At 69.7% G+C, this 22,614-nt stretch carries 22 protein-coding genes; 11 read left to right on the top strand and 11 right to left on the bottom strand.

The genetic code is table 11. From position 1 onward, the window contains the following. Positions 1–25: 25 nt before the first annotated feature. Both ACIA1L_RS23620 and ACIA1L_RS23615 read left to right on the top strand, forming a co-directional pair. The gene (locus ACIA1L_RS23620; protein WP_396075035.1) at positions 26–484 is read left to right on the top strand and encodes an Lrp/AsnC family transcriptional regulator; all 459 of its coding nucleotides are present in this window, start codon (positions 26–28) and stop codon (positions 482–484) included. 168 nt (positions 485–652) lie between these two features. Continuing rightward, entirely contained in the window at positions 653–2,359 is a 1,707-nt protein-coding gene (locus ACIA1L_RS23615) for a beta-propeller domain-containing protein (protein WP_396075034.1), read from the top strand. A gap of 61 nt (positions 2,360–2,420) precedes the next feature. Here ACIA1L_RS23615 and ACIA1L_RS23610 read toward each other — a convergent pair whose 3' ends face one another. The 3 genes from ACIA1L_RS23610 to ACIA1L_RS23600 all read right to left on the bottom strand — a co-directional run bounded on the left by ACIA1L_RS23610 (position 2,421) and on the right by ACIA1L_RS23600 (position 4,581). Next, positions 2,421–3,515: a T3SS (YopN, CesT) and YbjN peptide-binding chaperone 1 gene (locus ACIA1L_RS23610; RefSeq protein ID WP_396075033.1), complete on the bottom strand. Its 1,095-nt coding sequence runs from the start codon at positions 3,513–3,515 to the stop codon at positions 2,421–2,423. Between the two features lie 134 nt (positions 3,516–3,649). Next, on the bottom strand, positions 3,650–3,994 hold the full coding sequence (locus ACIA1L_RS23605) for a DUF6457 domain-containing protein (RefSeq protein WP_396075032.1): 345 nt from the start codon (positions 3,992–3,994) through the stop codon (positions 3,650–3,652). Next, the gene (locus ACIA1L_RS23600) at positions 3,982–4,581 is read right to left on the bottom strand and encodes a molybdenum cofactor guanylyltransferase (protein WP_396075031.1); all 600 of its coding nucleotides are present in this window, start codon (positions 4,579–4,581) and stop codon (positions 3,982–3,984) included. Before ACIA1L_RS23600 ends, ACIA1L_RS23605 begins: the two co-directional genes overlap by 13 nt. A gap of 334 nt (positions 4,582–4,915) precedes the next feature. Here ACIA1L_RS23600 and fdhD point away from each other — a divergent pair, with 334 nt between their 5' ends. Further along, positions 4,916–5,743 carry a formate dehydrogenase accessory sulfurtransferase FdhD gene (fdhD, locus tag ACIA1L_RS23595; protein WP_396075030.1) on the top strand — a complete coding sequence of 276 codons (828 nt, stop codon included), beginning with the start codon at positions 4,916–4,918 and terminating at the stop codon, positions 5,741–5,743. 29 nt (positions 5,744–5,772) lie between these two features. On the opposite strand, the gene ACIA1L_RS23590 is transcribed toward fdhD, so the two are convergent. Together ACIA1L_RS23590 and ACIA1L_RS23585 are read right to left on the bottom strand one after the other, a co-directional pair. Beyond that, positions 5,773–6,915: a DUF4192 domain-containing protein gene (locus tag ACIA1L_RS23590; RefSeq protein WP_396075029.1), complete on the bottom strand. Its 1,143-nt coding sequence runs from the start codon at positions 6,913–6,915 to the stop codon at positions 5,773–5,775. 191 nt (positions 6,916–7,106) lie between these two features. Beyond that, positions 7,107–7,610: a GNAT family N-acetyltransferase gene (locus ACIA1L_RS23585; protein ID WP_396075028.1), complete on the bottom strand. Its 504-nt coding sequence runs from the start codon at positions 7,608–7,610 to the stop codon at positions 7,107–7,109. Between the two features lie 56 nt (positions 7,611–7,666). Here ACIA1L_RS23585 and ACIA1L_RS23580 point away from each other — a divergent pair, with 56 nt between their 5' ends. The 5 genes from ACIA1L_RS23580 (at position 7,667) to ACIA1L_RS23560 (ending at position 15,439) form a co-directional block, all read left to right on the top strand. After that, positions 7,667–8,545 (top strand): fructosamine kinase family protein, encoded by an 879-nt coding sequence (locus tag ACIA1L_RS23580; protein ID WP_396075027.1) that lies wholly within the window; start codon positions 7,667–7,669, stop codon positions 8,543–8,545. Positions 8,546–8,662: 117 nt separating this feature from the next. Further along, positions 8,663–9,835 (top strand): GTP 3',8-cyclase MoaA, encoded by a 1,173-nt coding sequence (moaA, locus tag ACIA1L_RS23575; RefSeq protein ID WP_396075026.1) that lies wholly within the window; start codon positions 8,663–8,665, stop codon positions 9,833–9,835. Positions 9,836–9,838: 3 nt separating this feature from the next. Beyond that, complete coding sequence (locus ACIA1L_RS23570) at positions 9,839–10,096, top strand: MoaD/ThiS family protein (RefSeq protein WP_396075025.1); 258 nt, start codon at positions 9,839–9,841, stop codon at positions 10,094–10,096. A gap of 738 nt (positions 10,097–10,834) precedes the next feature. Continuing rightward, complete coding sequence (locus ACIA1L_RS23565; RefSeq protein WP_396075126.1) at positions 10,835–12,094, top strand: metallophosphoesterase; 1,260 nt, start codon at positions 10,835–10,837, stop codon at positions 12,092–12,094. A 129-nt stretch (positions 12,095–12,223) separates the two neighbouring features. Next, positions 12,224–15,439 carry a UvrD-helicase domain-containing protein gene (locus tag ACIA1L_RS23560; RefSeq protein ID WP_396075024.1) on the top strand — a complete coding sequence of 1,072 codons (3,216 nt, stop codon included), beginning with the start codon at positions 12,224–12,226 and terminating at the stop codon, positions 15,437–15,439. Here the strand turns inward: ACIA1L_RS23560 and ACIA1L_RS23555 are convergent. Further along, positions 15,436–16,152: a prepilin peptidase gene (locus ACIA1L_RS23555; RefSeq protein WP_396075023.1), complete on the bottom strand. Its 717-nt coding sequence runs from the start codon at positions 16,150–16,152 to the stop codon at positions 15,436–15,438. The genes ACIA1L_RS23560 and ACIA1L_RS23555 overlap by 4 nt on opposite strands. Positions 16,153–16,325: 173 nt before the next feature. Between ACIA1L_RS23555 and ACIA1L_RS23550 the strand changes: the two genes are divergently transcribed. After that, positions 16,326–17,030, top strand: a complete 705-nt coding sequence (locus ACIA1L_RS23550) for a hypothetical protein (RefSeq protein WP_396075021.1) — start codon at positions 16,326–16,328, stop codon at positions 17,028–17,030. 4 nt (positions 17,031–17,034) lie between these two features. Here ACIA1L_RS23550 and ACIA1L_RS23545 read toward each other — a convergent pair whose 3' ends face one another. Beyond that, positions 17,035–17,514 carry a GNAT family N-acetyltransferase gene (locus ACIA1L_RS23545; protein ID WP_396075019.1) on the bottom strand — a complete coding sequence of 160 codons (480 nt, stop codon included), beginning with the start codon at positions 17,512–17,514 and terminating at the stop codon, positions 17,035–17,037. Positions 17,515–17,570: 56 nt separating this feature from the next. On the opposite strand from ACIA1L_RS23545, the gene ACIA1L_RS23540 reads away from it, so the two are divergent. Both ACIA1L_RS23540 and ACIA1L_RS23535 read left to right on the top strand, forming a co-directional pair. After that, a complete protein-coding gene (locus ACIA1L_RS23540; RefSeq protein ID WP_396075018.1) occupies positions 17,571–18,113 on the top strand; it encodes a DoxX family protein in 543 nt (180 codons plus the stop codon). Positions 18,114–18,214: 101 nt separating this feature from the next. Next, the gene (locus ACIA1L_RS23535) at positions 18,215–19,537 is read left to right on the top strand and encodes a glycosyltransferase 87 family protein (protein WP_396075017.1); all 1,323 of its coding nucleotides are present in this window, start codon (positions 18,215–18,217) and stop codon (positions 19,535–19,537) included. On the opposite strand, the gene ACIA1L_RS23530 is transcribed toward ACIA1L_RS23535, so the two are convergent. From ACIA1L_RS23530 to moaC, 4 genes are read right to left on the bottom strand one after another with little or no spacing between them, the layout of a single operon-like run. Beyond that, positions 19,524–19,946: a molybdenum cofactor biosynthesis protein MoaE gene (locus ACIA1L_RS23530; protein WP_396075016.1), complete on the bottom strand. Its 423-nt coding sequence runs from the start codon at positions 19,944–19,946 to the stop codon at positions 19,524–19,526. The genes ACIA1L_RS23535 and ACIA1L_RS23530 overlap by 14 nt on opposite strands. Beyond that, complete coding sequence (locus tag ACIA1L_RS23525) at positions 19,943–21,154, bottom strand: molybdopterin molybdotransferase MoeA (RefSeq protein ID WP_396075125.1); 1,212 nt, start codon at positions 21,152–21,154, stop codon at positions 19,943–19,945. Before ACIA1L_RS23525 ends, ACIA1L_RS23530 begins: the two co-directional genes overlap by 4 nt. A gap of 11 nt (positions 21,155–21,165) precedes the next feature. Next, positions 21,166–21,651, bottom strand: coding sequence for a molybdenum cofactor biosynthesis protein B (locus tag ACIA1L_RS23520; RefSeq protein ID WP_396075015.1), 486 nt, complete (start codon positions 21,649–21,651; stop codon positions 21,166–21,168). Continuing rightward, complete coding sequence (moaC, locus tag ACIA1L_RS23515; protein ID WP_396075014.1) at positions 21,648–22,139, bottom strand: cyclic pyranopterin monophosphate synthase MoaC; 492 nt, start codon at positions 22,137–22,139, stop codon at positions 21,648–21,650. Before moaC ends, ACIA1L_RS23520 begins: the two co-directional genes overlap by 4 nt. Between the last annotated feature and the right edge of the window lie 475 nt (positions 22,140–22,614).

Raw genomic sequence — 22,614 nt, 5'->3', positions numbered from 1 at the left:
TCCCTTGCTCGTCGGAGGCGAATCGTTGCAGATGGACGCCGTAGACAAGCGAATCATTGCGTTGCTCATCGCGGACGCCCGCACCTCGTACGCCGACATCGGCTCCAAGGTCTCCCTCTCCGCCCCGGCCGTCAAGCGACGCGTCGATCGCCTCCGTTCCAGCGGCGTCATCAAGGGATTCACGACCGTCATCGAACCGGCCGCGGTCGGCTGGACCACAGAGGCATTCGTCGAGCTCTTCTGCACCGGGCGCACCACGCCGGCCCAGATCACGGTGGCGACGCGGCGACATCCCGAGGTCGTCGGGGCGTACACGGTTTCCGGCCAGGCGGACGCGCTCGTGCACCTCCGGGCGTCCGACATCGGGCATCTCGAGCAAGCCCTCGAGCGGTTGCGCGCGGAGCCGTTCGTCACCTCAACCCGCAGCATGGTCGTGCTCTCTCGGCTGGTCGAGACGCCGACGCCGGTGCCCACCACGAACTAGACCGGAACCGGGGACGGTCACGCTACGTCCCACCCTCATGTCACGCCGCCCACTGCTCTGCGCCGCGCTCGTCCTCGCGCTTCCGCTGGTCGCCTGCACGGCAGAGTCCGCGCCGCCCACCCCGCCGCCGCCCGTACCGGGACCGATGCGGCTGGTCGCCTTCGACTCGTGCCAGCAACTCGAGACGGACCTGAAGCGTGCGGCCAAGGCGTCGGTCGGCCCGTACGGTTTCCACGGCGCCGATCTCATGCCGCAGGCACTGGCAGCGGGCGGCGCACGCACGATGGCCGACAGCGCCACCGCCAAGGCCGCCCCGAGTTCTCCGGCACGAACAGCCACGAAAAGGACGCCGACGAGCCCGACATCGTCAAGACCGACGGGCGCCGAATCGTCACGGTCGACCGGGGCACGCTGCGGGTCGTCGACGCGGCGAGCCGTCAGCAGACCGGCAAGCTCGACCTGGGGCTGCGCGACGCCGGACCGGTCGAGCTGCTGCTGGCCGGCAACGTGGCGCTGGTGCTCGCACCCGGCGGCTGGGGCGGCGGCGACGCGGTAACCAAGCGACTCATGCCGACCAGCACGAACCCGCAGTTGATCTCCGTCGACCTGTCCGGCGCACCGCGGGTCGTCAGTCGCTACCGCGGTCAGGGCAGTCTGATCGACGCCCGCCTCACGGGCAGCACCGCTCGGGTCGTCCTGCGCACCACCCCGCGCGTCGATTTCCCCGCCTTCTCGGGAGACGAAGACGACCAGCTGTCCGCGAACCGGAGGGCGATCGGCAAGGCTCCCCTAGCAGCCTGGCTGCCCTCCTGGGAGGTCACCACCGGCGCCACCACCGAACAGGGTCAAGCGGACTGCGGGCGGGTCAGCCGCCCCGCCGACTACTCCGGCGGCGCGCTGGTCAGCGTGCTCACCTTCGACCTCACCCAGCCCGCGCTGGGCAACGGCGACGCGGTCACGATCGCCGCCGACAGCGACACCGTCTATGCCACCGGCAGCAGCCTCTACCTCGCCAGCGACCAACGCTGGCGGCTCGACCGGGGCCGGGCTGCGTTGCCGGTCCGGCAGGAGACCGACCTCTACCACTTCACCCTGACCGGCAACCAACCCCCCGTGTACGCGGCGGCCGGCAACGTCCCCGGCTTCCTCATCAATCAGTACGCCCTAAGCGAGTGGAACGGGCACCTGCGCGTGGCCGCCACGAACGAGCAAGCCAACGAGTCCGCCGTCTACGTCCTCCGGCCGGATGGCGACAAGCTGGTCCGCACCGGCTTCGTCGCCGGCCTCGGCAAGAACGAAAGGATCTATTCCGTACGGTTCCTCGGACCGAGGGGCTATGTCGTGACGTTCCGGCAGACCGACCCGCTCTACAGCCTGGACCTCGCCGACCCGACCCAGCCGAAGGTCACCGGCGAACTGAAGATCACCGGCTACTCGGCGCATCTCCAACCGGCCGGCGACGGCAGGCTCATCGGCGTAGGCCAGGAAGCGGACCCGAACGGCCGAGTGCGGGGCACCCAGGTCTCCCTCTTCGACGTCACCGACCCGACCGAACCCCGCCGCCTCGCCCAACACCACACCGCCGGCGCTCAGTCCGAAGCCGAATGGGACCCGCACGCACTGCTCTGGTGGCCGGCGACCAGCCTCCTGGTCGTACCCATTTCCGCGGCTGCCTTCGACGCCACCACAACGACAGACGGCGTGCTGGCACTGCAGGTCACCGACGCTGGCATGCGCCAGATCGGCTTCATCGGCCAGCCCGCGATCCGGCGGTCTCTCGTCATCGACGACACACTGTGGACAGTGTCGGATGCCGGCCTGCAAGCCTCGCTACTCTCCACGATGGAGAAGGTCGCCTGGCTGCCCCACGAGTGATCGCCACCCGCACGACCTGATGCGGCCGGGCGACCCGTTTGCTGGGCTGCCCGGCCCGGCGCTACAGGTACATCCCGGGGCGGTGGTCTCCGCTTTCGGCGGCCGGTGGGGTCTTGGTGGGGGTGGGCTTGTCACCCTCGCCGAAGAAGCGCTTGCCGCCGAACTCGCCGTGCAGCCGGTCGTCGAGCTCGTCGGCAAGGCCGGTCATCACCTGGACGGCGAGCATCAGGTGGGTGGCCTGGAAGTTGCGGCCAAAGACCGGAATCGACGCCCACACGGTGTCCTGCGCGCAGTAGAGCCGGCCAATCGGCATGCGGTTGGTCAGCTCGGACAGCTTCACGTAAAGCTGCTCGGTGGGCTCGACCTCGGTCAGGATCGGCGAGAAGACGTCGACCAGCGGCGGATTGTCGCGGACGCGCACGAACACCATCGCCGAACCGGCCCGGATGCCGATGTCGCCGTCGGTGTCGACCTGCAGCTGGTCGACGGTGGTCTTGGACATGGTCGCCACCACCGTCCGCACCCGCTCGTCAAGCGGCACCAAGTCATCGGCGGCGTTCGCCAGCGCCTCGGACAGCACGCCGTCCTCATCCAGGTCGTCGAGGCTCAACTCCTCGTCGATCGACGGCTCGTGCCGGGCCGTCGCCAGCGGCAACGCCTCGATCGGCTCATCATCCTCGTCATGCACCAGGTAGACCAGGAACGCCGGATGCGGGGCTCCGTACACGTCGCGCAGCGTCCGCGAAACCACGTTCGCGAGCTGCTTGGCCGAGGCCGTGTCGGTCCGCAGTCCAAACGAGTCACCCGACCCGGCCAACACCCCCGGCGGCGACCAACCCAGCGCGACCAGGTCAGCCACCGAGGCCCGATCCATCCGGAACCCCTCGGGCAGCGCCGCGTTTCCGACCGCCAGCGCCTCGACCACCCCGTCCGGCAGCACCCGCAGGCTCACGGAATACACGGCAGTCCCGGTTCCGGACGCGGTCGGATCAAGCGTCAGGTCAACATGCGCCCCCGCGCTCAAGGTCGGCAACAGCGCAGCCAGCGCCGCTGCGAACTCACGCCACGCTTCCGTCACCTTGGCCCGCAGATCGGCCGTGGTCGGCTCGTCGAGCAGGACGCCCTCAGGCTGATCCGGAGTGTTCTCCGCCGTCATGATCGTCACCTCCGCCCCGCCACCCTATCGAGCCGCCGATCCTCCGCACGGCCCTGTCTCTTCCCTAGTCTCTTCCCCGGGCCGACCCGCCGCTCTCACGACGATCAACACCTTCTCGTTCCCAGCCCGGCCGCTCATTGGTTGTCGTTGCCCGGCCAGTTCTTCGCAAGCGCGCTCAATCGGGCCGCAACGTCGGCGGGGTCGGCGCCGCGGCCGACGGCGATACCCATCAGATATGCGGAGATCGGCGCGCCTGGGCGCACCACGTTGTGCGCAACGTCCCGGGCGACGTCTAGGACCAAGGCCGTGGCGGACGGTTCGCTTGCCGGTTCCGGTTCCGGTTCCGGTTGAGCGGTGGCGGCGCGGCTTTGGGGGAGGCGGATGCCCGCCGGCGTCGCCGAGGGTGCGTCGGCGGTCGTCAGACCCAGCTCGCCGGCTGCGGCAGCGATCCATTCATCGAGGACATTCACCTGGCCCATTCCTCGGCGGTCCGCAGATCGTCGTCGGTGTCGCAGTCAAACCAGGGCGGCGGACCGGGCCGCCGCCAGGAGACCTCGATGAAGCGCAAGTGATCCAGCAAAGCATGCATCGACGCCCCGTGCAGGCCGCCACGCTCCTCCGCGAGCTTGTCGACCGCTTCCCGCAACGCGGCCGTACGCCACACCCCGCACAGCGGTTGCCGGCGGCCTTCCGCATCCCGATAGACCGCGCCCTCGAGCGGAGCGGACTCCACGGTGAGACGCAGCACGTCGATCGCCTCGCCGGTCAGCAACGGCAGGTCAGCTGCGAGCAGCGCGGTAAAGCTAACCTCCCGCGGCACCAACGCGAGCCCCGCCGCGGTGGCTGCCACCGGGCCGCCGCCCCGCGGTTCCTCACTGGTCGAGGCGACCTCGACGGGCAGGTCAGGCGGTACCCGGCCGACGACAACCTGAGGATCGGCATCATGCACCGCTGCAAGCACACGCGTCAGCATCGACTGCCCGGCCACCGGGATGGCAGCCTTGTCCGCACCACCCATCCGACGCGCCGCACCGCCGGCCAGCACCACCGCCGCGAATCCCCCCACGTACGTACCGTATCCCGCCGAGCCCCCGAGCGTGACCGCGCGGAGCCCGACAACCCGGAGAACGCTCCCAGATCGGTGTTCAGCCGGGGGTCAGGCAGTGCCCGCCCACGCAATTCCACTTCCGAAACCGTCGACTCGTCCGCGATTCAGACCAGCCGCCGGTCCAGAGCGGGCCCAGGCTAGGAGCCGGACGAGCCACCGGATACGGGCACCGGGCACCAGACACCGGGCACCAGACACCGGGCACCGGGCACCGGGCACCGGGCTAAGGGTCGCCGCTCGCTGATGCTGGGCTGAGCGCTGGGGGGCCGGAGGGGAACCTAGGCTGAGCGGCATGGCACGGACGACGAACCGGCGACCCGTGACGAAGATCGACTTGGCGGCTGTGGGGGGACCGCGGCGGCAGCCGGATGAGCTGGCCGCTGAGGAGCCGCTCGAGATCCGGCTGCGGAAGAAGCCGCTCGCCGTCACTATGCGGACGCCAGGTCAGGATATCGACCTCGCCTTGGGGTTCCTGTTCACCGAGGGCATCATCCGGGATGCCGACGACGTGGTGACCGCTCAGTTGTGCGCCGGCACTGACACGCCTAACACCTACAACGTCGTCGATGTCGTACTCGCTGATCAGGTGCCGGTGCCGGTGACCGATCCGAGCCGGAACTTCTACACGACCAGTTCGTGCGGGGTGTGCGGGAAGGCCAGCATCGATGCCGTCCGCACCCGGTCGCGCTTCGACGTGGCCGCAGATCAAACGTCGATCACCGCGCAGACGCTCGCAGATTTGCCCGGCACATTGCGTGCCGCACAGCGAGCCTTTGACCGTACGGGTGGACTGCATGCTGCCGGACTGTTCAGCACGAATGGTGAGTTGATCGTGGTCCGTGAGGATGTCGGCCGGCACAACGCGGTCGACAAGGTCATCGGGTGGGCCCTGCGCGCAGGACGTCTGCCGTTGTCCGGGCACATTCTGCTCGTGTCGGGGCGGGCCAGTTTTGAGTTGACGCAGAAGGCGTGGATGGCCGGAATCCCCGTGCTGGCAGCCGTTTCTGCACCGAGCACGCTCGCGGCGGAGCTGGCAGACGAGGCCGGCATTACCTTGGTCGGGTTCCTCCGCGGTCGGTCGATGAACATCTACGCAGGATCGCAGCGCGTAACCAGCTGAGTTCACTGCTTCTAGCGCTCCTCGGCAGCTCATACCCGGTCACAGGGTGGGAGGAAGCCGAGCTCTCGCGGCGCAGGTTGACCATTCGGTGTTGGCCAGCCGGACAGCACGGACGGGGAAATCGCTCGAAAGAGCGTGGCATTCATCGTCTGTGCCAGAGAGTACTGCGGGTCGGCATCGAGGGCCCGCTCGACCGCAATCGCCGCCAGCGCGCCCTGCCCGGCCCGCCAGGTGATGAAGGCGAGCAGCGACGCCGGAGCAGACACCCTTTCCGGGTGGACTCGGCGCACCACATCCGACCAGAGCGCTACTTGCCAATCGTCCGTGCCACTACGAATCCAGGCGTAGTCACGAACCGGCAGGAAGGCGAGCAGATAGCCGAGCCAAGCCACCTCATCGTCAGTCAATCGCCCACCGCTCCGATAACGGTGCTCTGCCGAGCGGACCGCAATCCGGCCCGCCCGAAGCGCTAGGCGCTCGGACCGGTGCAATCCCTTCGTCGAGGACACCGGTGTCGTGGTGGCCCATCCCGTTTCGGCGGGGCGGGCGATTGTCCGCTCCACGGCGTTAACCTCGTGGCTCGGCTCGGTGGGCGTCGCCGCAGGCTCGATCAGCGCGTGCAGACGGGCCCGGGCTCGTTCGTCCGCGGCGTCCATTGCTGCGCGTGCCGCTCCGCCCAGTGGCGCTAACTGGGACACCACGTCGGCGCGACTCGGCAGCGCCACGGCTCCCGCAAATGTCGCCTCGGCCGCCAGCACGCTGTCGGCCGAGTGGCACGGCCGGCCCTCCTCGGGGCAACAGGTGCGGTCAGCGCACAGATAGGACCAGAAACGGCCGTCGGCCACTCGGAACTCATCCATGATCCGCACGCCTGCGTCCGCCAGGGCATGGGACAGGCGGAGGAGCGACGGTGTCACTCGGGTGCTGTCGCCGTACCCGATGAGGGTTATCGCTTCGGGCTTTTGCTCGACGATGCGGCTCGCGAGGTGCAGGACCGGCGCTCTGGCCTCGATGTGGGACAAACCGAGGTCTGGGAGGTCGATGCGGGCCGCGAACGCGAGTCTCGCGTCCCTGACAGCAGCGACGACCAAGCTTTCCGATGGATGGAAGCCGAGCAGGAAGGGAACCGCGGCGATCAGGTCGGCGGGTGTGCGCACCTTGAGCTTCGTCATGGCGAGCACATTGGCCGAATTCAGCCGCCCGCAGCGCAGGAAAGGTCGCCGCCTGTGGATAACCAACCCTGCTGTGGATAACCCTCGATGGGCCGCCGCCGCGTGCCATGCTGCCCATCCGGCACAAGCACTGCGCAGCGATGCGTCCCGCTCAGCCGCCTACCCCTAGATAGCCGAGCCCGCCTCGAGAGTCAGGAGCGAAATTGCAGTTCGTGCAGCTCCAAGCCCTCTTGCTGCCAGTCGTGTGGGTGGCGGTCGAGGTCCATCGTGAGCTCGATCGACGACACCACGTCATAGCCCGCCGCGTGCAAGCTGCGAATGGCATCCACGTTGCGCGAGGCTGGGGAGATCGTCAGCGCCTGCATGTTGCGCTTCTTGGCCTCCTGGGCCACGTGCCGCAGCAGCTTGCGCCCCACGCCCTTGTGCCGATGCGAGTGCGTCACGACGACCGGCTCGACCTCGCCCGCGCGCCCCCGAATGATGAGACCGACCAGTCCGATCACGCCGTCATCAGCGTGGTCGGCAACCCAGAGTCCGCCCAGGTCGAGGCGAGTCAGATACTCCTCGAAGCCGGCGCCCCCGTCGTCGGACGGATCCCCGTACATCTGGTTGTGCTGAGCCGTCAATTCAGCCCACAGGCGACGGCCGGCACTGTGGTCGCTCGGCCGGTACGAACGCACAGCGACAGGTGTCATGCCGACATTTTGACTCCGATTCGGGCACGCCGTAACCCGAAGTGGAAGATAAGGCGGTGGATCTGCCGTATCTGCGCACGCACCCCCAGCATCTCCCGACATTTCTGACCCATCAGCGCATCCGTGAGACACCCGTGGGAGGAGGTAATGTCTGCCGGGCCTCCCGCTTGAGCTTGGACGATGGCGCTTCGCTGTTCACCAAGACCTGGCCGTCTGGAAGGCCTCCCGACCATTTCTTCGCCACCGAGGCGGCCGGCCTCGATTGGTTGCGCAGTGCACAGGCGGTGCCGGTCCCCGAGGTGTACGCGGCGCTCGACGACCTGCTCGCCCTCGAATGGGTGGACTCCGGTGTCGCCACCCCAGCCGCAGCCGAGCGTCTTGGCCGGGATCTAGCCGCGGTGCACCGCGCTGGAGCGGACTGTTTCGGGGCGCCGTGGACGGGATTCATTGGGCCGTTAGGGCAGGACAACACGCCCTCGGCGGGGCGGTGGGCCTCCTGGTTTGCGGAGCGGCGCCTGCAGCCGTACCTGCAAATCTCGGCAGATCGCGGGGCACTCTCCGCGGGCGACGTCGCGGTAGTGGAGCGCTTGCTGGCCCGGATCGACGAGTACGGCGGGGAGGAACCTCCCGCCCGAATCCACGGGGACCTGTGGCCGGGCAATGTGCTGTGGGCTGCGGACGGGCGGGCGTGGCTCGTGGATCCCGCTGCGCACGGCGGGCACCGCGAAACCGACCTGGCCCAGCTGGCGCTCTTTGGCGGTGTGCCGCATCTCGACGCGGTCATCTCGGCCTATGACGAGGTGTGGCCGTTGCAGGAAGGCTGGCGGGAACGGGTGGCTCTGCATCAGCTCCACCTGCTGCTGGTGCACACGGCGGCCTTCGGCGAGCGATATCGCGGGGCGGTGCGCGCCGCCGCTGACACGCTAAGGCGCTGACCTCTCCGCACCGACCGCACCGACCGCACCGACCGCACCTCAACGCCAATCGAGCTGGGTTGACACGCCGCCGAGGCCGCGTTTCGGTGCCAGCTTTTCTCCCGAGAAATGTCTGGGATGGCGGCTCCCCTCGGGCGAGGGATACGCGGTTATGACTCGGTTGGGGTGTGGTGTGTCGCAAGGGAGGTGCGGGTTGAGGCAAACGTCGTACCCAAGCGCTACGTTCGAGCTGTGACCGAGCTTGCTCTTCCAGTTGTGCCACCGCGGGGTGCCTTGGGTGGCGGGGGCCTGCTTGCGGACCGGTTTGGGCGCGTTGCGACCGACCTTCGGGTGTCGTTGACTGACCGCTGCAATCTTCGGTGCACCTATTGCATGCCCGAGGAGGGCCTGGCTTGGATGCCTCGGGAGCAGCAACTCAGCGATGACGAGGTGGGGCGGCTCATCCAGATCGCGGTGGAGCGGCTGGGGGTCACCGAGGTGCGGTTCACCGGTGGAGAACCGTTGATTCGGCGTGGCCTGGTGGGCATTGTGGCAGCCACCGCGGCGTTGCGGCCGCGGCCGCGGGTCTCGATCACGACGAACGGGGTCGGGCTCGAGCGACTTGCGCAACCGTTGCGGGCGGCCGGGCTTGATCGGGTCAACGTTTCGCTCGACACGTTGTCGCCGGCTCGGTTTGCGCAGCTGACTCATCGAGATCGGCACGCTGACGTGCTGAAAGGGATGGCCGCAGCGGCGGAGGCGGGGCTTACACCGGTAAAGATCAACACCGTGTTGATGCGGGGTGTCAACGACGACGAGGCGGCGGCGTTGCTGCGATTTGCGCTCGACCACGGGTACGAGCTGCGCTTCATCGAGCAGATGCCGCTCGATGCTCAGCACCAGTGGAACCGGCACGAGATGGTCACCGCTGCGGCAATCTTGGCGTCGCTGGAACCATACGGATTGCTGCCGGATCCGGTTTCACGTGGAACATCGCCGGCGGAGACGTGGCTGGTGCCGGGGCATGTCGACGCGGCCGGAAATCCGGCTCGGGTCGGGGTGATCGGCAGTGTGACCAGGCCCTTCTGTGGCGACTGCGACCGCACCCGGTTGACCGCGGACGGCCAGGTGCGTAATTGCCTGTTCGCCACCGGTGAGACGGACCTGCGCAGCCTTCTTCGCGCTGCCGCTTCGGACGACGAGATCGCCGACGCCTGGCGGGCAGCAATGTGGGGCAAGAAGCCCGGACACGGGATCGACGATCCGGCGTTCCTGCAACCCGCCCGGCCGATGTCCGCCATTGGCGGCTGAGCCATGCAGCCGACGCAACGAGTTCTGGTTCGCTACTTTGCTGGCGCCCGGGCGGCCGCCAACAACACTCGCGAGGAATTCGCCGACGCCGCCACACTCGGCCAACTGACGGAACTCCTTGGCGAACGCCACGGCGAACGACTCTCGCTCGTCCTCAAAGCAGCCAGCTTCCTCGTCGACGGCTTGTCCTGTCATGATCGGCGGGCAGCACTGACCGCCGGGGCGACCGTCGACGTCCTGCCGCCGTTCGCCGGAGGATGAGCTTGCAAAGCCTCCGCGCGCCAGCAGACGCGCTAGGACACCAGTGACACCATGGCGGATTCTTTGGGCGGCACAGACATAGACGCATGCATGGGCGCAGGTGCAGTTCGCAGCACGAAGGCGGGTGCAGGCCGCAGCAACGGGCGCGAATGGCAGCACAGCATGGTGCAAGTGCGGGGGCACGGGTGCGGGCCTCTGGCACAGGCGCGGGCCGCAGGCGCAAGCATGAGTGCGGGCCTCTGGCACAGGCGCGGGCCGCAGGCGCAAGCATGAGTGCGGGCCTCTGGCACAGGCGCGGGCCGCAGGCGCAAGCATGGGTGCAGGCGCAAGCATGGGTGCAGGCGCAAGCATGGGTGCAGGCGCAAGCATGGGTGCAGGCGCAAGCATGGGTGCAGGTATACAGCGGCGAGAGGTTGGGGTCACAACGTTAAGGGCACACGCCACGCCGTGCACTAGGACCAGGATCGGGTCGCTCCGAGCGGACAGCTGACGTCCGCTCATCATCCGCGGGAGTAGAAGTTGATCGCGTTCGTCGGGCTGATCATCGTCGTCATCGGCCTGATCCACCTGTACCTCTGGAAGCGTCTCGTCCGCGACCCGTTCCGCAGCGGTCGAGCCCGCCGCATCGGCGGTTTCGTCGCTGTGACGCTCGCGCTGCTCGCACCCGCAACCCTGATCGGGGTCCGCAGCGGCGCTGTCAAGTGGCTCGCCTGGCCGGGTTACCTGTGGATCGCGTTGATGTTCTACCTGCTGGTGATCCTCGCGGTGCTGGAGATTCCGCGACTCGCCTTCGGCATCTGGCTCCGCACCCGCGCGAAGACAAATGACTCAATCAGCACAGCGCGGGCGACCGACTCGCACCACACCTCTGCGCCTGATCAGCTCGGCGAGACTGCGAATGCTGAGCGCGGCGAGACTGCGAGCACCCCGCTCCGCGAAACTGCGAATGCTGAGCGCGGCGAGACTGCGAGCATCCCGCTCGGCGAGACTGCGAATGCTGAGCGCGGCGAGACTGCGAGCACCCCGCTCCGCGAAACTGCGAGTGCTGTGCGCGGCGAGCGAGCCAGCACCAATGCAGCCGGCCAGGACACCGCCGACCGGATCCCGATCGACAACAGCAAGGCCGATGACCCGGGCAGAGCAACCGAGCCGGCGACGCCCGCCGAACCGGTCGGGGTCGAACGGCGGCTGCTGCTAGCCCGGGGGGCGGCGATCTTTGCCGGCCTGACGGCGGCGGGCATCACCGGGTACGGCGTCAAGACCGCGCTGGGGACGCCGCAGCTTGATCGGGCGCAGATTCCGTTGGCGAAGCTGCCTCGGGCGATGGACGGCACCCGGCTGGCCGTGGTTTCCGACATCCATCTGGGACCGCTGACCGGCGTCGACCACGCCGAGCGGATCGTGCGACTCATCAACTCGGTCAACGCCGACTTTGTCTGCATCGTGGGCGATCTTGTCGACGGCACTGTGGGGGAGTTGGGGCGGTACGCCGCACCGCTTGCGGGGATTCAGTCCCGGCAGGGCGCCTACTTCGTCACGGGTAATCACGAGTACTACTCCGGGTTCGAGGAGTGGGTGGTCGAGGTGGATCGGCTCGGGATTCGGCCATTGCGCAATGAGCGGCTGGAGCTCGGGGGGCTCGATCTCGCCGGGGTGAACGACCTGGGCGGCACCGATTTCGGGGACGGGCCGGACTTCGCGAAGGCGCTCGGGGATCGGGATTCTGCGCGCCCGGTGGTTCTGATGGCGCACCAGCCGATCGCGGTGCACGAGGCGGCGCCGTTCGGGGTTGACCTGCAGGTGTCGGGGCACACGCACGGTGGGCAGATGGTGCCGTTCAACCTGCTGGTCAAGCTGGAGCAGCCGGTGGTGAGCGGGCTCGGCAGGGTGGACGGGGTGCCGGTGTATGTGACGAACGGCGCCGGGTTCTGGGGACCGCCGGTGCGGGTGGGGGCGCCTCCTCAGGTCACCGTCATCGAGCTCCGCAGCACCAGCTGATCGACCAACCTCCGAAACTTGAGCAACAAAGCTCACGTACGGTAGTCGGCGTACCTCTTCGAAGTGAATCTTGGGGTGTTCCGCCGAGCCACGGCGATCACCTTCGCAGGATTCAATCGTGGATCGGTTATGTCACTTCGCGCGTGGCGGCTTCTGGCGTGCGGCGCGCCCGTGACAGGATGCAGCGTGCCCTCGGACAGCGCAGGGTCCTCGGTTGCCGCGGACACGTACGTCGCGGATCTGCACATCCACAGCAGGTACTCGCGAGCTTGCAGCCGTGACCTCACCCTCCCCAACCTGGCCTGGTGGGCCCGGCGTAAGGGCATCGCTGTGCTGGGCACCGGCGATTTCACCCACCCCGCCTGGTTCGACCACTTGCGGGAAAGCCTGCGCCCGGCCGACGAGCCCGGCCTGTTCCGGCTCAGCGCCGAGGCCGAGCAGGACGTCACCCGGCGGCTGCCCGGCGCCTTGCAGAGCAGCACCAGCGCCGCCCGGTTCATGCTGAGTGTCGAGATCTCCACGATCTACAAGCGCGGCGACCGTACCCGGAAAGTGCACCATCTGGTCTATCTGCCCGACCTCGACGCTGCCGCGCGGTTCAACACGGCCCTGGGCCGGGTCGGGAATCTGACCGCCGACGGGCGGCCGATTCTGGGGCTCGACTCGCGCGATCTGCTGGAGATCGTGCTGGAGGCCAGCCCGGACGGCTATCTGGTCCCGGCACACATCTGGACGCCGTGGTTCTCGGCGCTCGGGTCGAAGTCCGGCTTCGACGCAATCGCCGACTGTTACGCCGACCTGGCCGACCACATCACCGCCGTCGAAACCGGGCTGTCGTCCGACCCGGAGATGAACCTGCGGGTCTCCAGCCTCGACCGCTACCGGCTGGTCTCGAATTCGGATGCGCATTCGCCCGGCGCGCTGGCCCGGGAGGCCACCCTGTTCAGGGGTACGCCGGACTACTTCGCGATCAAGGACGGGCTCGGCCTCGCGGGGACGCTGGAGTTCTTCCCCGAGGAAGGGAAGTACCACGCGGACGGGCACCGGGCCTGCGGCGTGAACTGGGAACCCGCCCGAACCCGCGAGGCCGGCGGCCGGTGCCCCGAGTGCGGCAAGCCGCTGACCGTGGGCGTGCTGAGCCGGGTCGAAGAGCTGGCCGACCGGCAAACCGGGGTCCGGCGCGACCAGACCGTTGAGCACCTCATCCAGCTCGCCGAGATCGTCGGCGAGGTCAACGGGGTGGGCCCGAAGTCGAAGACCGTCGAGGGCCAGCTGAACCACCTGGTGGCGACGCTCGGCCCGGAGCTGGACATTCTCCGCAAGGCGCCGGTGGACGAGATCGGCCGCCACGGCGGGGAGCAGCTGCGGGAGGCGATCGTCCGGCTGCGGCGGGGCGACGTGCGGCGAGTGCCTGGCTACGACGGCGAGTACGGCGTCATCACCCTGTTCGAGCCGGGCGAGCTGCGCACCAAGCAGAGCGCCCCGCAGGCCGAGACCCTGTTCGACATGGCACCCGTGCCGCAGCAGCGCCGCGCTGAGCCGGCTGTCGGGCGGGCCCCGGTGCCGAAGGTGAAAGAGCCGGTCAAGAAGAAGGCGCCGCCGATCCAGCCGCCGCCGTCCCCGCATGAGCCGTTCGAGCCGATGCTCGCCGGCATGGAAGAGGTCGGTACGGGCCTGCTGGACCGGCTGGATGCCATGCAGCGGGTGGCCGCGTCGGCGCCCGGCGGGCCACTGCTGATCGTGGCGGGGCCGGGTACAGGCAAAACCCGCACCCTGACGCACCGCATCGCGTACCTGTGCGCCGAGTTGAACGTCTTCCCGCACCGCTGCCTGGCGATCACTTTCACCCGGCGGGCGGCCGAGGAGATGCGGGCGCGGCTCGATGCGCTGATGGGGGACGTGGCCGAGGACATCACCGTTGGCACGTTCCACTCGGTGGGCCTGACCATCCTCAAGGAGAACGCGAAGGCGGCCGGGCTGGGAGCGGGCTGGCGGATCGCCGACGACGCCGAGCGGGCCGCCGCGCGGGAACAGGCCGGCGACGACGACACGGCGTATACGAAGCTGCTGCGTCAGCAGGACCTGGTGGATCTGGACGACCTGCTCACCTTGCCGGTGGCGTTGCTGCGGGACGACCCGGCGCTGGTCGAGCGGTACAGGCGCGAGTGGCAGTGGATCTTCGTCGACGAATACCAGGACGTCGACGACACCCAGTACGAGCTGCTGCGGCTGCTGAGCCCGGCGGACGGCAACCTGTGTGCGATCGGCGACCCGGACCAGGCGATCTACTCGTTCCGGGGTGCGGACGTCGGCTACTTCCTGCGCTTCGCCGAGGACTTCACCGATGCCCGGCTGGTGCGGCTGACCCGCAACTACCGGTCGTCGGCGCCGATCCTGGCCGCGGCCGTGCAGGCCATCGCGCCCACGTCGCTGGTCAGTGGGCGGCGGCTCGATCCGGCCCGGGTCAACCCGGAGTCGCCGCTGGTGGGGCGGTACTTCGCGGCGAGTGTGGCGGACGAGGCCGATTTCGTCGTGCGTACGGTGGACGATCTGGTCGGGGGGTTGTCCCACCGCTCGCTCGACTCGGGCCGGGTGGACTCCCGTTCGGTGACCCCCGGCGCCTTGTCCTTCTCGGACATTGCGGTGCTGTATCGGGCCGATTCGCAGGCCCAGGCCGTGGTGGACGCGCTGTCGCGGGCCGGCGTGCCGGTGCAGAAGCGCTCACACAACCGGCTGCGGGAGCGGCCGGGCGTGCAGGTGATCGCGCGGGAGCTGCGGCACGCCGACGGGCCGGGCGGTTCGCTGACCACCCGGGTGAAATCTGCCGCGCAGGTGTTGGCGCAGCGGTATGCCGCGCCGACGCTCGACGCGGAGCAGCTGGCGCCGGAGGACATCTGGCTGGCAGCCGACCTGTTGGCGCCGCTGGCGCAGCGGCTCGGCGACGACCTGCCGCGGTTCCTGCAGGAGATCGCGACCGGGGCCGAAGTCGACGCGCTGGATCCGCGCGCCGAGGCGGTCAACCTGCTGACCTTGCACGCCGCGAAGGGCCTGGAGTTCCCGGTCGTGTTCCTGATCGGCGCGGAGGACGGGCTGCTGCCGCTGCGCTGGCCGGGTTCGGCACCGTCCGACGATGATGTCGCCGAGGAGCGGCGGCTGTTCTTCGTCGGCCTGACCCGCGCGCAGGACCGGCTGTATGTCAGCCACTCGGCGCGCCGGTTCCGGCACGGCAAGGAGCGCGAGCCAGCGCCGAGTCCGTTCCTCGACGCGATCGACGCGGGCCTGTTCGAGCGGATGGGCGACACCGTGCCGTCCCGCCCGAAAGACCGGCAGTTGCGCCTGCTCTAACCGGCGGCCAGGCCGAGCAGCGCCCCGGCCAGCAGGGCTGGGCCGAACGGCACCGCCGTGCGCCGGTTCGCCCGCCGGGTGACCAGCAGAAACAGGGCGATCGGCCCGTTGATCAGGTGCGGCAACACCAGACCGGCGGCCAGCGCCGGCCAGCCGGCAAAGCCGAGTACAAAACCCAGGACGGTCGCCAGCTTGACGTCCCCCAGACCCAGTCCGTCGCCGGGCAGCAGCGCGATGATCGTGTACGCGACCAAGCACAGCACCGCCCCCACCACCGCCCGCCCCAGTCGCCCAGCCTCGCCGAAGAGCAGCGCACCGGCGCTCAGCGGCAGCACCGTCCCCGCCGCCAGCACCGCGACCACCGGGTTGGGCAGGCGCCGGCACCGCAGATCGATCAGCGCGAGCAGCACGCCGAGCAGCGCGGCCGGCAGCAGGATCAGCAGCAGCGCAGTCGCACCGAACGTGGCGCCGAGCAGCCCCGAGGCGAACGCGCCCACAACAACCGTCCACAGCAGCCGAGTTCCGGTTCGCGCCTCGGTGCAGGGGCACGCGGCTCCGGCCCGTACCCATCCGGGGAAGGGCTTGGTGCAGTGAGCGCAAGCCGACCGGGGCGGTGTGCCATGCGACACAGCGAGGCGCGCCGCCACGCGCGGCAGGAAAGCCGCCGCGGCGCCGCCGAAGACGGCCGCGCAGACGATCACCGGTACGGACACAAGGGGCAACGCTAGCCGCGGAAGGGCGCTCCGGCGCGTCTGGTTGCCGACAGTCGCGGTCCGCTACCTGCCGTCGGGGCGGTTGAACATCGGTCGGCGCGATTCCGGGAGGGAACGTACCGGCCGGCCACGCTACGGTGGCGTACAGCGAATCCCGCCTGGAGGAAATCCCGATGTCGCAGAACGGCCCGTACCCGTACCAGGGCTGGCCGCCGCCCGGCGGCTCGTCGGGGTCCGACGAGCCGTACACGGAACCGTCCGATCCGTGGGGTGACGCGGAGACCGCCGCAACGCACCCGGCGGACACTTCCTGGGGTGGGCATTCGGCGGCGACGCCGCTCACCGGGTCCGCTTCCTTCGAGCCGCCGTCGTTCACCGGCACGCCGCTGCACACGTCACCGCCGGGTTGGACGCCTCCGCCGCCGGTGCCGCCGCGCAAGAAGCGGAACGCGCCGATTGTCGCCCTGGTCGTGGTGCTGGGTCTGTTGATCTGCGGCGGGCTGGGCACCGCCGCCGTGCTGGTGTCGCAGGCGCAGAGCCAGGAGGCCAAGGGCCGCACGCCGACCGTGCCGGCGACCACGGCGACCAACCAGGTGGCCGCGCCCGAGCCGCAGTCCAGCACGGATGCCCGGTTCGTCCGCAAGGGTCAGTGCATCCGCAACGAGGGCACCACCGACGACAGCCCCAAGCTGAAGATCGTCTCCTGCGCCGGGGGTTCCTACGAGGTGTTGAAGCGGGTCGACGGTCGGACCACCGGGGAGGCCGACGCCGAGGACAAGTGCAGCAAGGTCGCCAACTACAGCAAGTGGTACTTCTACGACAGCGAGCTGGACAGCCTCGACTACGTGCTCTGTCTCCGCGAGTACGGCCGCGGCTGACGCCCTACAGCTCGTGCCACGGCCCGGGGTAGACCGCCTCGGTGCCGGCCAGCACCAGCACCTGCCAGGCGTCACCCAGGTCGGACCACGGGCTGCTGATCTTGTACGGCGCCGCCGGCACAAACCCGAACCGCCGGTAGTACGCGGGATCCCCCAGCACCAGCACCAGCCGCTCCCCAGCCGCAGTGGCGAGCCGCAGCCCCTCCGTGATCACCGCCGCTCCCAGACCCCGCCGCTGCTCCTCGGGCAGCACCGCGACCGGTCCCAGGGCCAAGGCGGGCGCCGAGCCCACCTCGATCCGGCTGAACAGCGCGTGCGCGACCACCCGACCGTCCACCTCACCGACCACCGAGAGGCCAGGCAGCCAGGCGTCGGACGCGCGCAGTGCCTCGACCAACCGCGCCTCGACGTCGGTCTCGAAGGCGGCAGTCAGCAGCGACCGGATCGCTTCGGCATCTTCCGGACGCTCGGTACGCAGATTCATGGTGGACCCCAGTCAGCTTCGAGGTGGGCATCGGACAACGCGGGTATAACGGTGTCATGAAGCCCGTACGCGCCGCCGCCCGTGCCATGCTCGGTGCCATCTTCGTCGTCAGCGGAGCCCGCATCGCGCTCAACCCCGACTCGAAGGTCGACCAGGCCAAGCGGGTCACTGACCAGGTCGGTCCGCTGATCGAGAAGCTGGACACCCGCCTGCCCAGCGATGCCCGCACGCTGGTCCGGCTCAAGGCTGCCAGCGACGTCGCCGCCGGGCTGATGCTGGCGACCGGCCGGTTCACTCGCCCGGCTGCCCTGGTGCTCGCTGCCGGGATTGTGCCGACCACCGTCGCCGGGCACCCGTTCTGGTCCATGCCGAAGCAGGAGCGCGAGCAGCACCAGATCCACTTCCTGAAGAATCTCGGCCTGCTGGGCGGCCTGCTGCTGGCGGCGGTCGACACTCAGGGCCAGCCCGGCCTGCGGTACCGGACGTCCCACGCGGTGGAGCGGTCGCAACGCTCCGCGCGCCGGGCATTGCGGACAGCCCGGCGCGAAGCGAAGATCGCTGCTCTGTCGGCGGCGGCCGCCCGCAAGCTCCCCGGCTGACTTAATCACCAAACCGGCCGTCCCGGCGTTAAGCAGCGCAGAGCATCGAGCGGACGAGCCACGGGGGGTGGGGCATGCCCGCGATGACACCGGCACGCCCCGTGACCTCCCGGTCCGTGGTCGTCGGACTCGCCGTGATCGGCCTGCTGGCCGCGCTCGCGACGATCGCCCAGCGGTACGGCTTCAGCGGCCTGGCCCTCGATCGCGGCGCCGCCGACAGCTGGCTGAACGGCACCGGCCTGTACGCGTACCGGGCCGGCGGCAGTCACTTGGGCACCGCGTTGCCGCCGGCCGCCGCGGTGCTCGTGGTTCCCGCCGCGCTGCTGCCGCTGTCCACCGCGGGCTGGTTGCTGGCACTGGCCGGGGCGGCCGCCCTGGGCCTTGCGCTGATCGTGGTGGCCGGCCCGATCGCCCGCCGTTACGGTCGCCGCCGGTGGCCGGTGGTCCTCGCCGCGGGTGCGCTGGCCCTGACCGCCGAGCCGGTACGGGCGGCGCTCGGCCTGGGCACCCTGGACCTGCTGGCTTTCGGCCTGATCACCGCCGACATCGTGGCCCTGCGCCGGCTGGCCTGGGCGAAAAGCCGGGCCCGCTGGTGGCCGCGGCCCACCGGGTCGCTCTCCTGGCCGCGCCGGTTCTGGACCAACGGCGGCTGGGCCGGTGCCGGCGTGGGACTTGCCGCGGCCCTGACCGTGAGTCCCCTGCTCTTCGTCGGCTACTTCGCGATCACCAAGCAGTGGCGGGCGGCGCTGACCGCCGTCACGACAGCCACCGTGACCGCCACGACCGCCGCGCTGATTGCCCCCCACGAGACGGCTGCCTGGTTCGGCGACGTGCTCTGGCGCATCGACCGCGCCGGGCCGGTGGACGCGACCGCCAACCAGTCCCTGGCGGGCGTGCTGGCCCGGCTCTACGACTCGGCCACCACACCGGTGCTGCTCTGGTTCTCGTTTTCGCTGCTGCTGGTGGCGGTCGGGCTGGTTCGGGCCCGGTCCGCGCACGCCGACGGTGACGAGATCGCTGCCTTCACTCTGGTCGGGCTGAGCGCGGCGATCGCCGGACCGGTCACCAACACCCACGAGCTGGTGTGGCTGCTGCCGACGGTCCTGGTCCTGGTCGACGCGGGTGCCCGGCGCCGCGAGACGGCCCGCCGATCGCTACCGGGCCGACCCCGGCAACCCGGGGCTGGCTTGTTCGCAGCGGCCGTTGCGGTCTATGGGCTGGCGGTGCTGGCGCCGATGGGCAGCTTCACCGACCCGGTGTCCCGCAACTCGTACGCACTAGCACTGATCCTGCTGGTCAACGCCCTGCCTTGGCGGCCTGGTGCGGCTCCGGCGGTGCCGGTCGACCGGTGGGCAGGCCGCCGGGCCAGTCGACGCGCGATGATCATTCCGCCACCGCGGGAACCCCTCGTCAGGGGCAGTTGACCCATTCTTCGGTGCCGTCGGTGAAGACCTGCCGCTTCCAGATCGGCAGCCGGGCCTTCGCCTCGTCGACCAGCCGGGCGCAGGCCGCGAATGCTGCCGCCCGGTGGGCTGTACTCACCGCGGCCACCAGAGCCACGTCGCCGATCCGCAGGGTGCCGACCCGGTGCGAAACGGCGACCGCGTAGACGGCGGGGTCGGCGGCAATCTCTTCGGCCACCTCCCGGAGCACGGCAGCGGCGGTCGGGTGGCCTTCGTACTCGAGGAGCGTCACACCCCGGCCGTGGTCGTGGTCGCGAACGACACCTTGGAAGGTGACGACCGCCCCGGCCCGCGGATCGGCGACAGCGTCCTCGTGCGCGGCCAGATTCAGAGCGACGTCACCGACCGCTGCTATGCGTACGGCGGTCATACCCGTTCTCCCGTCAGGAGAGGGAGCGGCAGGAACGGAACCAGGTCGCCGGCGACCACCCGCTGTTCCGGGCGGACGACGACGAAACCGTGCGAGCGGGCGAGGCCGCGGAGCATCGCCGAACCGGCGTGCCCGACCGGCGTGGCCCGACGACCGGCGGAGTCGAGGCAGGCCAGGGACAGGTGGGTGAAGTCGCCTCGGCCCGGCACGTCGGCGGCTGCCTCGACCAGTGGCAACTCGGGCATCGCCCGTCCGTGCAGGCCGGCGAGCAGCGGCGCTACCAGGGACACCAGCGCGATAACCGCGGACTGCGGGTTGCCCGGCAGCCCGGCGAGGAACCGCGGACGGCCGTCCGGGCCGGTGATCCGGGCCAGCAACATCGGGAAGCCGGGACGGACGGCGACGGTGTTCACCACGTATTCGGCGCCGAGGCTCGCCAGCGCGGGGTGCAGGTGGTCGACCGGGCCGTGCATCGTGCCACCCGTCGTGCAGACGACGTCGGCGACCGACAAACCCTGTCGCATCGCTTCGACGTGTGCCTCGAGAGTGTCGCGGACCGGGCCTCGCACCGCGCCAGCGTCCACTGTGGCTCCGAGCCGGCGCAGCCACGCCGGGACAAGTGGGCTCAGCGAGTCGCGCACCCGGCCCCCACCGGGCGGACCGCTCGTCAGCAGCTCGTCACCGAAAACGAGGAGCGCAGCGCGCGGCCGGGAGCGAACCGACAGCACGTCATAGCCGCAGGTCGCCGCCAGTCCCAGCACCGCGGGGTCGACGGGCGTACCGGCCGGCAGCAGCACTTCGCCCATCCGGGACTCTTCGCCGGCCGTCCGCCATTCCGGCTGGGCCCTCGGCGCTCCGCTCACCAATCCTTCGGCGTCGCGAGTGGACTCCTCGACTCGGATCAGCGCCTCGGCGCCGGCCGGAACCATCGCACCGGTGGCGATCTCGACGCAGGTGCCGTCCTCGATCAGCGGCGGCGGAGTGCCACCCGCCAAGACCTGGCCCACCGGTCGCCAGGGCGCGCTGCCACGGACCGCCCAGCCGTCGATGCTCGACGTGGGAAACGCGGGAAGATCGGTCAGAGCGACCAGTGGCGCAGCGAGCGTACGCCCGTCCGCCGCGGCAAACCCCACGGTTTCCGCAGGTCCCGCCGCTGCCCGCCCCGCCTCGTAGGCCAGGGTACGGGCCTTCTCCCAGTCGATCGGCATGCTCTGCTCACTCACTGGTGCAGCCTATGGTCGCCGCCTGCGAGCTGTTCCACCGCGTGGGCCAAGATCGGCCCCAACACCGCAAGACCGTCCCGGGCACCCCCCGAAGAGCCGGGCAAATTCACGATCAGCGTACGGCCGGACACGCCCGCGAGGCCTCGGGACAGCGCGGCAGCCGGCACCTTGTCACGGCTGTACGCGCGAATGGCCTCGGCGATGCCGGGCACCTCGAAGTCGAGGAGCGGCCGGGTCGCCTCCGGGGTGCGGTCGGTGGGCGTGATGCCGGTGCCGCCACTGGTCAGCACGACGTTCATCCCGTCGGCTACGGCCGCACGCAAGGCCTCGGCAACCGGTGGGCCGTCGGGCACCACGACCGGGTCGGGGTCGACGTCGCAGCCGAGTTCGCGCAAGCCGGCGACGAGGAGGGGGCCGCTGCGGTCCGCGTATACGCCGGCAGCGGCGCGGTTGGAGGCGACGATTACCCGGGCGCGGATCATGGGCGGTCCTGGGGGCGTACCCAATCACCGGTTTTGCCGCCCTCCTTGCGCAGGACGCGCACGGCCTCGATGCTCGCGGCCGGGTCGGCGGCCTTGACCATGTCGATCAGGGCAAGGCCGGCGGTAGCCACCGCCGTGAGCGCTTCCATCTCGACGCCGGTGCGCTCGGCGGTCTTAGCGGTGGCAACGATGTCCACGCCGGACTCGGTGATCGTGAGGTCCACCGTGACACCGTGCAGTCCGATCGGGTGGCAGAGCGGGATCAGGTCAGGTGTCCGCTTAGCGCCCATGATGCCGGCGAGGCGCGCCACCGCGAGCGCATCGCCCTTGGGCAGGCCATCACCCCGCAGCAGGGCGACGACTTCGGGGGTGGTGACCAGTCTGCCGGCGGCGACCGCCCGGCGGACGGTCACGGTTTTCCCCGATACGTCGACCATCCGGGCCGCTCCGGCGGCGTCGACATGGGTCAGTTTCGCGGCGTTCGTCACATGAGCCAGGGTATCCACCGGCTGGTCGGGCCGGTATTCGGCGCGCCCGCATTGGCGCATCGTCAGGGTGCCTCCACTTTCCGTAGCACTGTGGATTCGCAATCCGCTCTACGCGGTGAATTGGCCGCGCGAATCCGAACTGTTCACCCGGGAAGTCGTACATTCGTAACCGGTCCCGGCTGCAGCAACAGGGAATTCATCTCTATTAACGGCCCACGGACCTTACTGTCGATGTTGCAGAGCGTCATTGTTTGGCTACAGATCTGGAGGGTGAACCGGCAACCTCGCAATTCATGAAACGAGCGACAAATCATTCTTCCACCATCGCCGATCTGTTTCTAATGTCGTGCCCACGAAACCGAACCGAGTTCCCCCGGAAACGGTTCCGCCATTCCCGCAAACGGAGGTGCGCGATGCGTGAGCACGACTGGCACTGAATCAGGCCCACCGAGATCGCTACCCAGCGGCACTCAGG

The organism is Actinoplanes sp. NPDC051859, assembly GCF_044452725.1.
Taxonomy (GTDB): domain Bacteria; phylum Actinomycetota; class Actinomycetes; order Mycobacteriales; family Micromonosporaceae; genus Actinoplanes.
This window is presented reverse-complemented; position numbering and strand designations above follow the sequence as displayed.